Source organism: Rhodospirillales bacterium (genome assembly GCA_028824295.1).
GTDB lineage: Bacteria > Pseudomonadota > Alphaproteobacteria > TMED109 > TMED109 > VXPW01.
Window position 1 is genome coordinate 36,245 of record JAPPED010000018.1, and the last position, 14,088, is coordinate 50,332.

12 protein-coding genes are annotated in these 14,088 nt (G+C 64.5%); 7 read left to right on the plus strand and 5 right to left on the minus strand.

Annotated elements, in window-relative coordinates:
* Nucleotides 1–241: 241 nt before the first annotated feature.
* On the plus strand, nt 242–871 hold the full coding sequence (msrA, locus tag OXH60_08175; protein ID MDE0712097.1) for a peptide-methionine (S)-S-oxide reductase MsrA: 630 nt from the start codon (nt 242–244) through the stop codon (nt 869–871).
* 381 nt (nt 872–1,252) lie between these two features.
* On the opposite strand, the gene OXH60_08180 is transcribed toward msrA, so the two are convergent.
* The 3 genes from OXH60_08180 to OXH60_08190 all read right to left on the minus strand — a co-directional run bounded on the left by OXH60_08180 (nt 1,253) and on the right by OXH60_08190 (nt 5,266).
* Nucleotides 1,253–2,836 carry an ABC transporter permease subunit gene (locus OXH60_08180; protein MDE0712098.1) on the minus strand — a complete coding sequence of 528 codons (1,584 nt, stop codon included), beginning with the start codon at nt 2,834–2,836 and terminating at the stop codon, nt 1,253–1,255.
* A gap of 2 nt (nt 2,837–2,838) precedes the next feature.
* Nucleotides 2,839–3,861: a glycine betaine/L-proline ABC transporter ATP-binding protein gene (locus tag OXH60_08185; GenBank protein MDE0712099.1), complete on the minus strand. Its 1,023-nt coding sequence runs from the start codon at nt 3,859–3,861 to the stop codon at nt 2,839–2,841.
* A gap of 457 nt (nt 3,862–4,318) precedes the next feature.
* Nucleotides 4,319–5,266, minus strand: a complete 948-nt coding sequence (locus OXH60_08190) for an ABC transporter substrate-binding protein (GenBank protein MDE0712100.1) — start codon at nt 5,264–5,266, stop codon at nt 4,319–4,321.
* A gap of 534 nt (nt 5,267–5,800) precedes the next feature.
* Here OXH60_08190 and OXH60_08195 point away from each other — a divergent pair.
* The 6 genes from OXH60_08195 to OXH60_08220 all read left to right on the plus strand — a co-directional run bounded on the left by OXH60_08195 (nt 5,801) and on the right by OXH60_08220 (nt 12,339).
* A complete protein-coding gene (locus OXH60_08195; GenBank protein ID MDE0712101.1) occupies nt 5,801–6,163 on the plus strand; it encodes an iron-sulfur cluster assembly accessory protein in 363 nt (120 codons plus the stop codon).
* Between the two features lie 9 nt (nt 6,164–6,172).
* The gene (xth, locus tag OXH60_08200) at nt 6,173–6,955 is read left to right on the plus strand and encodes an exodeoxyribonuclease III (protein MDE0712102.1); all 783 of its coding nucleotides are present in this window, start codon (nt 6,173–6,175) and stop codon (nt 6,953–6,955) included.
* Nucleotides 6,956–7,071: 116 nt separating this feature from the next.
* Nucleotides 7,072–8,472 carry an argininosuccinate lyase gene (gene argH, locus OXH60_08205; GenBank protein ID MDE0712103.1) on the plus strand — a complete coding sequence of 467 codons (1,401 nt, stop codon included), beginning with the start codon at nt 7,072–7,074 and terminating at the stop codon, nt 8,470–8,472.
* The gene (locus OXH60_08210) at nt 8,469–8,612 is read left to right on the plus strand and encodes a lipoprotein (GenBank protein ID MDE0712104.1); all 144 of its coding nucleotides are present in this window, start codon (nt 8,469–8,471) and stop codon (nt 8,610–8,612) included. The genes argH and OXH60_08210 overlap by 4 nt, the downstream gene beginning before the upstream one ends.
* Nucleotides 8,613–8,617: 5 nt before the next feature.
* The gene (lysA, locus tag OXH60_08215) at nt 8,618–9,901 is read left to right on the plus strand and encodes a diaminopimelate decarboxylase (protein MDE0712105.1); all 1,284 of its coding nucleotides are present in this window, start codon (nt 8,618–8,620) and stop codon (nt 9,899–9,901) included.
* A complete protein-coding gene (locus OXH60_08220) occupies nt 9,898–12,339 on the plus strand; it encodes a DUF4175 family protein (protein MDE0712106.1) in 2,442 nt (813 codons plus the stop codon). The genes lysA and OXH60_08220 overlap by 4 nt, the downstream gene beginning before the upstream one ends.
* Before the next feature lie 52 nt (nt 12,340–12,391).
* Here OXH60_08220 and OXH60_08225 read toward each other — a convergent pair whose 3' ends face one another.
* Both OXH60_08225 and purE read right to left on the minus strand, forming a co-directional pair.
* Nucleotides 12,392–13,531, minus strand: coding sequence for a 5-(carboxyamino)imidazole ribonucleotide synthase (locus tag OXH60_08225; protein MDE0712107.1), 1,140 nt, complete (start codon nt 13,529–13,531; stop codon nt 12,392–12,394).
* Nucleotides 13,528–14,028: a 5-(carboxyamino)imidazole ribonucleotide mutase gene (purE, locus tag OXH60_08230; protein MDE0712108.1), complete on the minus strand. Its 501-nt coding sequence runs from the start codon at nt 14,026–14,028 to the stop codon at nt 13,528–13,530. The genes OXH60_08225 and purE overlap by 4 nt, the downstream gene beginning before the upstream one ends.
* Nucleotides 14,029–14,088: the final 60 nt, after the last annotated feature.

Consider the following 14,088-nt stretch of genomic DNA (forward strand, 5'->3'; position numbering starts at 1 on the left):
CAAGATCATCGAGATCTGGCGCCCGGGACAAGCCTCCGCTCCGGAGCGCCCGACGATCGCGACCCATTACGCCGCAATTTGTCAACGGGACGTGGTGCCCGGCGTCCTCAACGGTACGGTGCGCGACACGAGGTCGTATGTGCGCACACCGGCTCGATCGGTTCCAGAGCAGGAATCGGAGAAAGTGCTGCCTTATCTCAGCAGGTGGGACGACGCGTTCTGCATGAGAGAGGATGGGACCATGCGCCGAATTGCATCGTTCCTCGCCGCACCGCTGCTCGCCTTGGTCGCGCCGCACACCGTCTTTGCCGCAACCGACGATGGAATCGCGGTCGCCACGTTCGCAGGTGGGTGCTTCTGGTGCGTGGAGTCGGACTTCGACAAGGTACCGGGGGTGCTGGAAACCATATCCGGGTACACCGGCGGGACCGTGGAGAATCCAACCTACAGGCAGGTCACCAAGGGGGGCACCGGACATCGGGAGGCGGTGCAGATCCGCTATGACCCCATGCATGTCTCCTACGAACGGCTACTGCATATCTTCTGGCGCAGCGTCGACCCCACCGACGACGGCGGGCAGTTCTGCGACCGCGGGGAGAGCTACCAGACCGCGATCTTCGTCGGGAACGAGGAGGAGCGGCGCCTCGCCGAGACCTCGAGGGAGATGCTGAAGGAGTCGATGGTGCTGGACGCGCCCGTAGTCACGCCGATCGAGCCGGTCGGTGTGTTCTACCCGGCCGAGGACTACCACCAGGACTACTACACGAAAAACCCGATCCGCTATCGGTTCTACCGGTTTTCGTGCGGGCGCGACTCACGCGTGAAGCAAGTCTGGGGCGGGCAGGCGCACGAGGGCATCGGGCCGCACTGACGACAGGGTTCATGCAGGAGGCGTTGCCATCGCGCGAGGAGCAATGAGGTTCCCCGATAGCAAGACTGCGTACCGTAGTCACACAGAAGCGCCTGCCGACAAGAAGGCCACGTTCAGCACTCCTTTGCCTCATGGGCATGCGCGCGGGAGGGACTCCGCGAAGGACTTTGCCGCGGGCGCGTCACAACAGGCCGGCTCCAGGAGTTCGCGCGCACGGCACGTGTCCGGTCGGTGACGCGGCCTGGCGGCGCGGCGATGGTGGCCGGTCGCAAGTGAGCTTCGCAGGCCCCAAGCCGGCGAGCGGGGCACGCTTCCGGCCGTCAGAGCTACCGGTAACCCTGCGTCAGGGTTCCAAGCCTAAGCGAAGCTCCCGGAATTCTCTCAGCACGTAATGATGGTCCTGCTCCGGTCCCGGCGCGATGCCCAGACGCCAACGGGAAATCCGAAGATCACGCAAATGACGACCGCCACGAAGACGAGGTACGTGGTCACCATGGCCTCGGTCCACCAGCCAGAGAGCACGATGAAGCCGACATACGCTCCCACCAGCGCCGCGAGGCGCCACCCGCCCAGTACCCATCCGCACAAACCGGCCGCGCCAAGGAACACGGTCCAGGGAAGCTGTTCGAAGAAAGTCCGGATGGGAATGAGGACGTAGGGCGGGAGATACTCCCTGATGAAGCTCAGGGGTTCGAACAGTGCGGACACGACGCCCCTGATGAGCAGATCCCACTGCGGCGCCAGGGTGACGGTCAACTCGCGGGGCAGTTGCCCGGCCTCGGGCACGAGATAGGCCAGCAGGATTCCCGCTGCTGCGGCAAGGCCGGCCGCAGTCAGGTACGGATGGACACTCCAGAAGGGGCCGTCCTGCCGGTGCACCGGCTCCTTCTCTGACAATGCCTGGCTGAGCCGATCAAGCGCGATCGCCATCAAAACGATCGCGATGCCGCTCTCCAGGGCACGACCCAACTGGAGCGTCTGCAGGCGGAAGAGGAGATCAATGCCGAGGCCCCTGGCGCCGATGAACGCCGAGATCACGACCATCGCCAAGCACTGCATGATGACCTGGTTCACGCCGACCATAAGCGTTGGTCGAGCCGCCGGAATACGTACGCGCCAGAGCATCTGCCGCCTCGTGCACCCCGCCATGACACCCGCTTCCAACACTTCCTCGGCGACGCCGCGCAACCCCAGGATCGTGATCTTCGCCATCGGCGGGAGCGCGAAGAGGATTGTGGCGATCGCACCGGCCTTGTGGCCCAACCCGACGAAGACCACGATCGGGATCAGGTAGCCGAAGTGTGGCAGCGACTGCATGAGGTTGAGGATGGGCCAGAGCGCCCTCTCGAACCGTCTCCATTTCAGCGCAAAGATTCCGAGCACCAGCCCGATGAGGATTGCGATCGGTGCCGTGACCAGAACCAGCGACAGCGTGGTCATCGCCAGCTCCCACTTGCCGAACACGGCGCAATAGGCGATGCACGAGGAAGCGAGGAGTGCAAGACCCCACCCCCGCAGATACCAGCCCAGGATCCCCGCCAGCGCAGTCGTGACCACCCACGGAATCGGCGGAATTTCCCAATCCGAGAATCCGGAGATCAACAGATCTTCGGAAAAGTTCAGCGGCCACACGATCAGTCCCGCGATGCCGCGTGTGACGTCCCGGAAAGTAAAGAAACCGAATATCTCGTGCTCTCGCAGGACGCTGACGATGCCGTTGAACCAGTCGGCGACGCTGCTGCCCTTGATCGTGAGCGCGGGGAAGGACCCGTCTCCGAAGATGAAGAAAGGCAGCGGCAGGTTCGTGGTCCACAATTCGGGAGGAGTGATCGCCCAATCAGGCAGCGTGCCCCGGAACAGGATGAGAAAGGCGACTCCGAGTGCCGCCACGATCGGCCAGCGCAGCCGGAACCACACAGATTGCGGCCCGGCGGTCGAAAGTGCAGGCCAGACAGTCCCCGTCACGATCAGTTTCTGTCGGCGAACAGCGCGTCAACCACCTGCTGTCGGGCCAAGGATCCCACCACGTTCCCCGATCCGTTCACTACGGTCACGGGCTTGTCCTGGCCGATCACCAAACCTGCGACATCTCCAATGCGTTGGTCGTCGGTGACTGCCGGACCGTCGCTGTGGTCCCCGTCAGCTGGCCCCATGACGCTAGCGACCGTCAGCAGCTTGGCCTTCGGGATGTCACGCGTGAACGCCCGTACGTAGTCGGTGGCCGGCTTCGTAACCAACTCTTCAGCCGTACCGAGTTGCACAATCCTGCCCTCGTACATGATGGCGATCCGATCGGCCAGCCGGACGGTCTCGTCGAAGTCGTGCGTGATAAAGATGATCGTCTTATGCAGCAGATTTTGGAGCCGGAGGAATTCGTCCTGCATCTCTCGCCGGATCAACGGGTCGAGCGCTGAAAACGGCTCATCCAGAAACCAGACGTCCGGCTCCACCGCGAGCGACCTCCCGATTCCCACGCGTTGTTGCTGGCCACCCGACAGTTCGCGCGGGTAATACTTCTCGCGACCTTTCAACCCGACCAGTTCGATGATCTCTAGGGCCCGTTCGTGCCGCTTCGCACGATCCACGCCCTGAACCTCAAGCGGAAATGCGACGTTGTCGATCACCGTGCGGTGGGGAAGCAACGCAAAGTTCTGAAACACCATGCCCATCTTGTGACGGCGAATCTCGATCATCTCCTTCTCGGTAGCCTTGAGAAGGTCGGTGCCCTGAAAAATCACCTGACCGTGAGTGGGTTCGATTAGCCGCGAAAGGCACCGGACGATGGTTGATTTGCCTGACCCGGACAGCCCCATGATGACCAGGATCTCGCCCGGCTGAACGTCGAGATTGACGTCCTGCACCGCACCGATGTGTCCTGACTGCGTGAACTGGTCGGGCGAGGGTTTGGAGTCATGCCGGGCAAGGAATTTGGCTGGCTCGGGCCCGTAGATCTTCCAGAGTCCGCGGCAGAGAATTACAGGCTCAGCCATCGCGCAATCGCTCCACCGGACTGCTTGGTCCACTTGGGCGCATTGTGTCACGGCTTGATGCCGTTAGCAGCGTATCTGCACCGCCCAAGAAGCGCGGCCGCTCAGCAAGGTCACGGGCAAACACAGGAAACCGCGCACCGTCGGTTCACCGTGGACGGCATCGACGCCACGCGGCTGCGAACGGGACAGCCGTGCATCCTTACCGACATCTCGAAGCGCCGGCTTGCGGCGGGGCCGAACATGGCTCCTTGCCTGCACCTATCGCAGGTAGCTTCCCGGCGGCCATCCCGTCCAGCGAATGTTTGGTGTGGCGGCCGTGGCGATACGCTCAACGCCGAACCTTCCTGAACACGCAAGAACGAAAATGCCGGTCAGCGGATGACTCCGCTGACCGGCATTCGACCAACCATCAATGACGGTGCGATCGGGCGCTGGTTCGCCGGCTCTGTATCACCGATTATCCATCGGAGGACAGCCAAGCCTTCCACTTGGCCTCGTTGTCCGCGAGCCACTTGGCCGCCGCGTCCGTGACTTCCATCTTGTCGATGTCCACCAGCTTGGCCATCACCGCGATGTCCAGATTGGTGAAGTTGATCCTCTGGACCACCGCGTAGGCGGCCGGATGCTTTTCAGGGAATTCGTTCCAGACACCAATCTTCAGGTAGCCGTCCTTCGGATTTCCGCAGTCGTGCGTGGTTTCGGGATTGATTCCCAACGCCGCATCTTCACGGCATCCTTCGAAGTACTCCGGAAATTCCACGAACTTCCCGTTATAGAGAGCCTCGATGAAATTCGGGGTCCAGTTGAAGAGGACGATCGGTCTTGACTTTTCGGATGCGATCGCGAGCTCTGCCCAAAGCGCGTCTGCGGAGCCGGCGTTGATCACGGCAAAGTTCATGCCCAGCCCTGCGACACGCTCGTCGTCTCCCTTGAGCCACTCGGCGGGACCGCCCAAGAAGCGCCCCTTCGGTGAAGTCTCGGAAGTGACGAAAAGTTCCGCACAATTGTTCAGGGCCTCCCAGTCGGGCAGACCCGGGCAGGCCTCTTCGACGTACGCGGGGTACCACCATTCCTCGCGCGTCAGGGCATCGTGCGTTGCCGCATCGATCACGCATCCCTTGGCAACCTGCTTCTCGAATGCGACACCGAAGGCGCCCTGCCAAACCTCGTGCACTAGATCAACGTCGCCCTCGCACATGGCTTCGTAGACCGCGCCGCTGTCGGCCGGCACGTACTCGACCTCACTCCCGGCCGCCTCCAAGATGCGACCGACGACTTCTGCCCCGACCAGCTGGCTGGTCCAGTTGTGGAGCGGGATTCGAATTGGATCGTCGGCGTTCGCGGAACCCACGATCGCAAAAGACCAAACCAAGACGACACCGACTATTAGCTTACGGACAACCATGTCCATCCTCCCTTGCTGCCAGCGCATGCTTCAACCATCGCGTCCAAGCGGTCCGTGATCGGGAGGCCTTGAAAAGCCGAAATCTCTCGTTCCATCGATCCGTCTGTCGTTAGCGGGCGTCAGCCATTCGCACAGCCCAGATCCCGCTGACCGACAATCAAGCGAAAAGACGTAGAAGTCGGCCTGAAACCAAATTCGCCTGGTCTCCAGTTCTCGATCGGATCGCCAGTGGGCGCGTGGCCCGTGCAATACGCACGGCAGCAAAGGGTACCAAAGGCACCCCTCGGTGGATATCCCACAATTGGATGACAAATCGTGCCTGCAGATCGAAATTGTACGCTATTTCCGATGATTAGACCCCGAATACCTGACACGGTCCGGTCGTGCCGACCTGCCGCTTGGCCCGTCAGTCCCGACGGCTTCCGCTCATCCGGGCTCAAACCAGTTCGGCCGGTCTCGGATTGAAGGTTGCCCCGCTGGCCTAGTACGCGGAGCGGGTTTGACAAGTGATCGCAACAACCCAACATTGCAGGTATGGATACTTCCGTCGAAGCGCCGATCCGGCTCACCGAGCGGGCCCGACAGCGGCTTTCCTTCATTCTGAGTCAGCCTGAGCTGGCCGCGAAATTCGTCAGGATCGCCATTCAGGGCGGTGGCTGCTCCGGATTCTCTTACGACTTTTCGCTTGATGACGCGCTGGACGGACAGGACGATGTTGTCATCTCGCAACGGCCGGACGGGACGGGTGCCGGCCTAGTGATCGATTCGATGTCGATGATCTACGTGGCAGGGAGCGAGATCGACTGGGTCGAAAGTCCCGGCGGCGCGATGTTCAACATCGAAAACCCCAACGCGACAGCGAGTTGTGGCTGCGGCACATCCTTCGCGATCGACTGATCGCTCCACATGAAAATCGCCAGTTGGAACGTGAATTCGATCCGGATTCGGATCGAACACGTAGCCGATTGGCTGCGCGACGCAGAGCCCGACGTACTCGCGTTGCAGGAGTTGAAGGCCACCAGCGAACAGGTGCCGGTCGACATGCTGGAAGCCTGCGGCTACACCGTGGCAGTGGCGGGCCAGAAAGGCTTCAACGGTGTTGCGCTGGTGTCCCGCTACCCCCTGGAGGACGTGGTTTCCGGGCTCCCCGGCAACGATCGCGACGACGCTGCCCGGTACATTGAGGCGTGGGTTGACGCGCCCGAAGGGCGCGGCGTTCGGGTGGGATGCATCTACCTGCCGAACGGCAACCCGGTCGAGAGTCCCAAGTTCCCTTACAAGCTGGACTGGATGGCGCACCTGCAGGTCCGGGCCCGGCGACTGTTGGAGCTCGAGGAGGCAGTCGTGCTCGCGGGCGACTTCAACGTCTGCCCGACCGACCGCGATCTGGCGGATCCGGCATCCATGCAGGATGATGCGCTGTGTCGCCCCGAATCACGTGCGCGGTTCCGAAGCCTCCTGCACCTCGGCTACACCGACGCTTACCGGGACCTGCATCCGGACTCCGAGGAGGTGTACACGTATTGGGACTACGGGCGGGCGTTCGATGACAACCGAGGTCTCAGAATCGATCACTTGCTGCTCTCGCCGCAGGCGGCCGACCGGCTCGAGACGTGCGACGTCGATATCCGCCCGCGCACACGAAAACGCCCGTCGGATCACGCGCCAATCTGGTGCGCCCTTGCGTGAGGAAATCGCCACCGTCCAGACAAACGGTGGGGTCGGACGGTCGAAGACGGCGCTTCCGCTGTATTCTCGGGGCCGGCACACGCTAACCGGTGCCCGTTCCCAACTCCGGTAATTCCATGACCAACCAGGCTCCCTCTTCGCCCGGAACCATGTGGGGCGGCCGGTTCGATTCGGGACCGGTCGAGCTGATGCGGCGCATCAACGCCTCACACCCGTTCGACCGCAAACTCTGGCAGCAGGACATCCGGCAGTCGCGAGCGCACGCCGAGATGCTGAAGGACCGGGGACTGATCAGTGCGTCCGACCATCAGGCCATTCTGGACGGGCTGGCCCAGGTCGAGACCGAAATCGCATCTGGAGCCTTCTCCTGGAGCGACGAACTCGAAGACATCCACATGCACGTGGAACACCGCCTGACGGAAATCTCCGGACCGGCCGGTAAGCGGCTGCACACTGCGCGTTCGCGCAACGACCAGGTGGCGACCTCCATGCGATTGTGGGTACGCGACACGCTCGACCAGCTTGATGCTGGCCTGCGCGCCCTGCAGTCGGCACTGCTCGATCACGCCGACCGGCACGCCGGCTCGGTCATGCCGGGGTTCACGCATCTCCAGCCGGCCCAGCCGGTCACGCTCGGCCACCACCTGCTCGCGTACGTCGAGATGCTGGATAGGGACCGAGGACGGATCCGCGATGCACGCGACCGGCTGAACGAATGTCCGCTTGGATCGGCAGCATTGGCCGGCACGCCGTTTCCCATTGACCGTGAGGAAACGGCGCAAGCGCTCGGCTTCCGACAGCCCATGCGGAATTCGATCGACGCGGTCTCCGACCGTGACTTCGTGCTGGAAGTCCTGTCGGCGGCCGTCATCGCTGCCGTGCACCTGTCACGTCTGGCCGAGGAGCTGGTGCTGTGGTCCACGCCGGCGTTCGGCTTTGTCTCGCTGCCAGACGCGTTCTCGACCGGATCGTCGATCATGCCGCAGAAGCGGAATCCGGACGCGGCGGAGCTTGTACGCGGCAAGACGGGACGGATTCTCGGCGCGTTCGTGGCCATCGCCACGGTTCTCAAGGCCCTGCCGCTTGCCTACGCAAAGGACCTCCAAGAGGACAAGGAACCCCTGTTCGACGCGGCCGATGCGCTGGCGGTGTCGGTGGCCGCGCTGACCGGGATGATCGAAGCCCTGTCGTTCAACACCACCGCCATGCGGGCGATGGCAGAGGTCGGACATCCCACAGCCACCGACCTGGCAGATTGGCTGGTCGGCCAGGCCGAGATGCCGTTCCGGGACGCCCACGCGGCCGCCGGACGCGCCGTCAGGCTGGCGGAGGAGCGGAGCTGCCGGCTCGACGAGTTGTCCCTGGCCGACCTTCAGTCGGTGGTTCCCGAAGCGAACGCCGACGTGTTCAACGTGCTCGGCATCGAAGCATCGCTGGGCCGCCGCACCAGCGCCGGGGGAGCAGCCCCGGACCTAGTCCGCTCCGCCGTGGCGGCAGCGCGGACGAGGCTCCAGTGACCTGGCTGTCCGCCGTGTTCGGCATCGCCTTGCTGTTGCTGTCCGGTTGCGGCAGAGCGGGCGACCTGGTCCGACCTCAAGGCAGTGAGCACGATCCCGCCCCGCCGGGGCTGGAAACCGATCCGCCGTACCAGTTCTGATTCCCGTGCATCATTTTCACTACGACGAGGCAGGAATCCTGTGCGCGGAAGGCGTGCCATTGCCGGATATTGCCCGCGAAGTCGGGACCCCGGTCTATGTCTATGCAGCGGCAACGCTGCGCCGTCATTACGGCGTCTTTCGGGATGCGCTCGACGGTCTGGATTCGTTGATCGCGTACTCCCTCAAGGCAAATCCCAACCTGTCGGTATTGCGGCTGCTGGCCGATCTCGGCGCCGGCGCCGACGTGGTGTCTGGCGGCGAACTGGACCGGGCTAGGCGGGCAGGGATTCCAAGCGAGCGCATCGTGTTTTCCGGGGTCGGCAAGACGGAGAGCGAAATCGGCGAGGCGGTGGCCACGGAGATCCTCCAGTTCAATGTCGAATCCGACGCCGAACTCGAGGTCATCAATCGCGTTGCCTGCGAGGCCAACCGGAGCGCCCCGATCGCCTTCCGGGTCAACCCGGACGTTACGGCGGGCGGCCACGAGAAAATCGCCACCGGCCATAGACACACCAAGTTCGGCGTGCCGATCACGCGATCGCGCGAACTGTACGCCAAGGCGCGAGAGATGCCGGGCATCGTGGTGACCGGGATCGACGTGCACATCGGGTCGCAGATCCTTGACGTGGTCCCGTTCCGTTCGGCGTTTCGTGCGGTGGCCGAACTCGCCGGTAACCTGCGGGTCGACGGGCACGACATCCGGATCATCGACGTCGGCGGTGGCATCGGCATTCCCTACGGAGATCAGCCGGGCCTCGCGCTCCGGACGTACGCCGACGCGGTACGCGACACGCTGGGAACGGGCACCCGACTCGTCTTCGAGCCCGGCCGACTGATTGTCGGCAACGCCGGGATGCTGTTGTCCTCCGTGCTCTATATGAAGGAGGACTCCGAGCGCCGATTCGTCATCCTCGATGCCGCCATGAACGATCTCTTGCGTCCCACCCTGTACGGTGCCCATCATCAGCCGGTCGCGGTAACGAAGCCCGGGGCACGGGCGAGCCAGCACCCGTGTGACCTGGTAGGGCCAGTCTGCGAATCCGGAGATGTTTTCGCGGAAGGCGCACTCATGCCACCGCTTGCACCCGGTGACCTTGTGGCGTTCAGCACCGCCGGTGCCTACGGAGCTGTCATGGCGTCCGAGTACAATTCCCGTCCACTCGTCCCCGAGGTCATGGTTTCCGGTAACCGTTTCGGAGTCATCCGCAGGCGTCCCACCCGCGAGGAATCACTGTCGCTCGAGGTGCCGTTCAGCGCCGCGCCCGCCACAGCCGATTGCAGTCCATGAACCAGCTTTCCACCCTGCCCAGTGGCATTGCCTCTCGCGTTGCCGTGTCGCGGGCCCTGCTCTGGATCGAACGCGCCGTACCGGCCTTCCTGCCGGCAGCGCTGATCGTTGCCGCGTTCATTGTCCTCAGCCTGTTCGGACTGTGGACCGCGCTTCCGGGCTGGCTCCACCTGCTACTGCTGATCACGTTTGCCGCCGGCCTGCTGTTGGCGGTCGGGCGCGCGATCCTTGGACTGCGCTATCCGAGCGCCGCGGAGGGCATCCGAAGGCTGGAGCGCACGAACAACGCGCCGCACCGGCCCGTGACGACGCTGGTCGACCCGCCGGCCGCGTTGATCGATTCGGCCCGAAGAGCGTGGTCCCTGCACCTCGAGCGCACCCTCATCCGAGCCCGACGGCTCCGGCTCCGTGGTCCCCGGCAGCTGTTTGTGCGCGGTGACCCGCTGGCCCTGCGCTGGGCCCTGGCAATCCTTCTCGTTGCTGGATTCGCCGCCTTCGGCAACGAGACAGCGGCGCGCGTGGCCGACGCGTTCCAACCGAACTTCTCCAGACCCAGCGCCGTGCCCGGAACACTGACCGCCTGGGTGGCGCCACCGGGCTACACCGCCTTGCCGTCCATACCGCTCGAAGCCGGCCCCGGCGGCGTCGACGGCGCCGTTGTCGAGGTGCCGGACGGCAGTGTGCTCCTGGTCCGCGTGCACGGCGGATCGGGAGAATCCGAAGCAGAGACGGCTGCCGGGGCCCAGCTCTCCTTTGTCCAGCTGGATGCCGCCAACGCCGCGCTCGAGGTGCCGATCGACGATGGCGGCCCGGTAACGATCCGCCAAGGATCAGAGATCCTGGCCCACTGGGTGTTTGAGGTCAGCCCCGATGAAGCGCCGGAGGCCCGGTTCGCCCACCCGCCATCCGGAACCGCGCGCGGCTCGCTGCAGCTTGACGTCGCTGCCAGTGACGACTACGGGGTCCGGTCGCTGGAGACGGTGATCCGCTGGCACGGAGAGGAAGCCGTCGCCGCCGAGGGACCCATTCAGCTCGAACTCCCCGTCTCCTCGCGGCGCGCTCGCGAGATCGAGCATGTCACCTATCACGACCTCGCGTCGCATATCTGGGCCGGCGAACCGGTACAGATGGAACTTGCCGCCACCGACGCGCGTGGCCAGACCGGTACCGACACCGTCGAGACCAGGCTTCCCGCGCGCCGTTTCGACCATCCGATCGCCGCCACCATCATCACCGAACGCAAGAAATTCGCCTTCGAACAGGCGCCTCGACGACTCGTTGGTCAAAATCTGAAAGCGCTGGCAGCTGCCGGCGCCACCTACGGCGATGTGTCTCGGGTTCGCGACGCACTCGTCGAGGCCGCCGCCCTGGTGTCCGGGGAGCCCGCGCCGGAAACGCGCCGACGTGCCATCGACCTTCTGTGGGAGGCGGCGGTGTGGGTTGAAGAGGGAACCTTCGCCCAAGCGGACGCAGCGTTCCGGGATGCCCAGGACCAGCTCGCCGAGGCCTTGCGTCAGGACAGCCGGCCCGAGGCGCTCGAGCAGCTGCTCTCCGACCTCGGCGAGAACCTGATGGACTATCTCGAGGAAATGGAAGAGGCCTTCCCGCCGCCGGATCAAGGCGAGGAATCCGGGGCTTCGGTACCGGGCGGCTTCGATGCGGACCAGAACGCCACCCGCCGTGAACTTCAGGACAAGGTGGATGAAATCGTGGATCTCGCCACGACCGGGGCCCCGGAAGAAGCGGAAGACGCCCTCGATGACCTGCGCGACATCACCGAGAACATGGAACGCGCCGGCGAGCGGATGCTTGCAGAGTCGGACCAGCGGCTCGACCAGCGGCAGGCGATGATGCAGCAGATGCAGGAGATGATGGAGCAGCAGGAACAGCTGATGGAGCAGAGCTTCTACCAGTCCGCCCGGGCCGGTGTTGCCGATCAGAAGTCGCCGGGATCAGGGAGTTTTGACCCTCCGGAAGACCGCCAGAACCGGCTCCGCCGGGAACTCGGCGAGATGATGCGGCGGCTCGGGGAAGAAGGCGAGGAGATCCCGTCCGAACTGGGTGAGGCGGAACAGGCGATGCGGCAAGCTGCTCAGGAATTGCAGCGCAGTCGGCCCGGGCAGGCCTCCGAAGCCCAGGGGAAAGCGATCGATCTTCTCCGCCTGGGGTACGAACAGGTCCGGCCCATGCCGGGCGGGCTGGGCCCCAGCCAGGTAGCCGGCGAGCGGCCGGGTGAACACAACCGACAGTCGCGCGACCCGCTCGGACGCGTGCCGCCCGGTGACGGTGCTTCCCCCACCGGCGACGTGGGCATCCCGAAGAAGCTCGAACGGCGGCGGGCGCGCGAGATCGTCGAGGAACTCCGGCTACGCGCAGGTGACGCCACCCGGCCGGAGCTCGACCGCGACTACGCGACGCGTCTCCTCGACTGGTATTGAGTTCAAGGCGTAGCCCGGCTGCACGGACCCCGCCGCGGCCCTGACAAGGCGGCTACGAGGAGCCGTCCTCGGCGAATGCGCGGGGACCGCTGCCGTGCGGGAACAGTCGCGTGACGTGCCCCATCTTTCGACCGGGCCGGCTGATCTTCTTGCCATAGAGATGCAGGCGGACGCTGCCGTCCCCCAGATAGCGGCTCCAGGCCTCCACGTCGTTCCCGATCATGTTTTCCATCACTGCATCGTGCAGCCGGTCCACGCTCCCCAGCGGAAGTCCGCAGCACACCCGGACCTGCTGCTCGAACTGACTGGTCTCCGCCGCATCGATCGTCCAGTGTCCCGAGTTGTGCGGGCGGGGGGCAATTTCGTTGACGACAACGCCGCCGTCCGCCAGCACGAACATCTCCACGGCGAGCACGCCGACGCAGTCCAGTTCGCGGACCACCGTGCGGGCCGCCGAAACTGCGGCGTCCGCCGTGGCCCGGGAAATCAGCGCCGGCACGATGGACGTCCGAAGAATGCCACCGGCATGCCGGTTCTCAGCCGGCTCGTAGGCTGCTTCCTCCCCATCCTGCGAACGGGCAATGATCACCGACACCTCACACGCGAAGTCGATCCAGCGTTCCAGGACGACTGGTACGTGCCCCAGGCGTTCCCAAGCCGCCGATAGGTCGTGCGCTGACTTGACCCGCACTTGGCCTTTTCCGTCATAGCCTTCTCGGCGGGTCTTGAGAACCGCCGGAAATCCAACCTCGGTCGCGAGTTGAAGTTCCTCAGGGTTCTCGATTCCGCGGAACGGGGCGACCGGTAGGGCTGCCTTAGAAAGGAAGTTCTTTTCGGCGAGTCGGTCCTGCGCGATTGCGAGCACGTTGGGGCCCGGACGGACCGCGACCCGTTCGGCAACGACCTTGGCTGCAGCGAGGGGAACGTTCTCAAATTCGTACGTGACGACCTGAACGGAGTTGGCAAAGCGCTCGAGAGCAGCCTGGTCGGAGAACGAGGCGACGGTGACGGCGGCTGCGACCTCTCCTGCCGGTGTGTGCTGCTGGTCAGTGAATACGTGCGTGCGATAACCCATGCGGGCGGCAGCCATGGCCATCATCCGGCCGAGCTGCCCGCCGCCCATGAGGCCGAGGGTTGAACCCGGCGGTCGGTGGAGTTCCGGAACTGAGGAGAAGCGGAGTGGCCGATTCACGCCCCGTCGTCCGGCTCGTGCGCCACGCTCTCGGTCTGAGTGTTCCGCCAAGCCCGAAGCTTTTCTTCCAGTTCTGCATCGGTGCCGCTGAGGACGGCGACCGCAAGCAGGGCGGCGTTGATGGCACCGGCCTTGCCGACGGCCAGTGTCCCGACCGGTATTCCCGCCGGCATCTGGACGATCGAGAGCAGGCTGTCGACACCGTTGCCGAAAGCCGTCGGAATGGGAACGGCAAACACAGGGACCGTCGTCATCGCCGCCGTCATGCCAGGCAAGTGCGCCGCCCCGCCGGCACCGGCGATCACGACTGCGAGACCGCGGTCACGCGCCGTGCGGGCGTATTCATAGAGACGTTCCGGAGTGCGATGCGCGGAAATGATCCGTCGCTCGTGCGGAACGCCGAACTTCTCCAACAGTTCCGCAGCGTGCTGCAGTATGGGCCAGTCGGACTGGCTGCCCATGATGACCCCGACCTTGGGAAGCTGCCCGCCAGCCATAGTCCCTCCCTTCTAACCACCGTCTTCCGGGAGCGTCACGAGCAGCCCCCCCGTGAAGCA

Bases quoted from the DNA above. Each gene is read 5' to 3' on its own strand.
- OXH60_08190 (MDE0712100.1), bottom strand. From the start codon at position 5,266: ATGGTTGTCCGTAAGCTAATAGTCGGTGTCGTCTTGGTTTGGTCTTTT.
- purE (MDE0712108.1), bottom strand. From the start codon at position 14,028: ATGGCTGGCGGGCAGCTTCCCAAGGTCGGGGTCATCATGGGCAGCCAG.
- msrA (MDE0712097.1), top strand. From the start codon at position 242: ATGCGCCGAATTGCATCGTTCCTCGCCGCACCGCTGCTCGCCTTGGTC.
- OXH60_08185 (MDE0712099.1), bottom strand. From the start codon at position 3,861: ATGGCTGAGCCTGTAATTCTCTGCCGCGGACTCTGGAAGATCTACGGG.
- OXH60_08220 (MDE0712106.1), top strand. From the start codon at position 9,898: ATGAACCAGCTTTCCACCCTGCCCAGTGGCATTGCCTCTCGCGTTGCC.
- xth (MDE0712102.1), top strand. From the start codon at position 6,173: ATGAAAATCGCCAGTTGGAACGTGAATTCGATCCGGATTCGGATCGAA.
- OXH60_08195 (MDE0712101.1), top strand. From the start codon at position 5,801: ATGGATACTTCCGTCGAAGCGCCGATCCGGCTCACCGAGCGGGCCCGA.
- argH (MDE0712103.1), top strand. From the start codon at position 7,072: ATGACCAACCAGGCTCCCTCTTCGCCCGGAACCATGTGGGGCGGCCGG.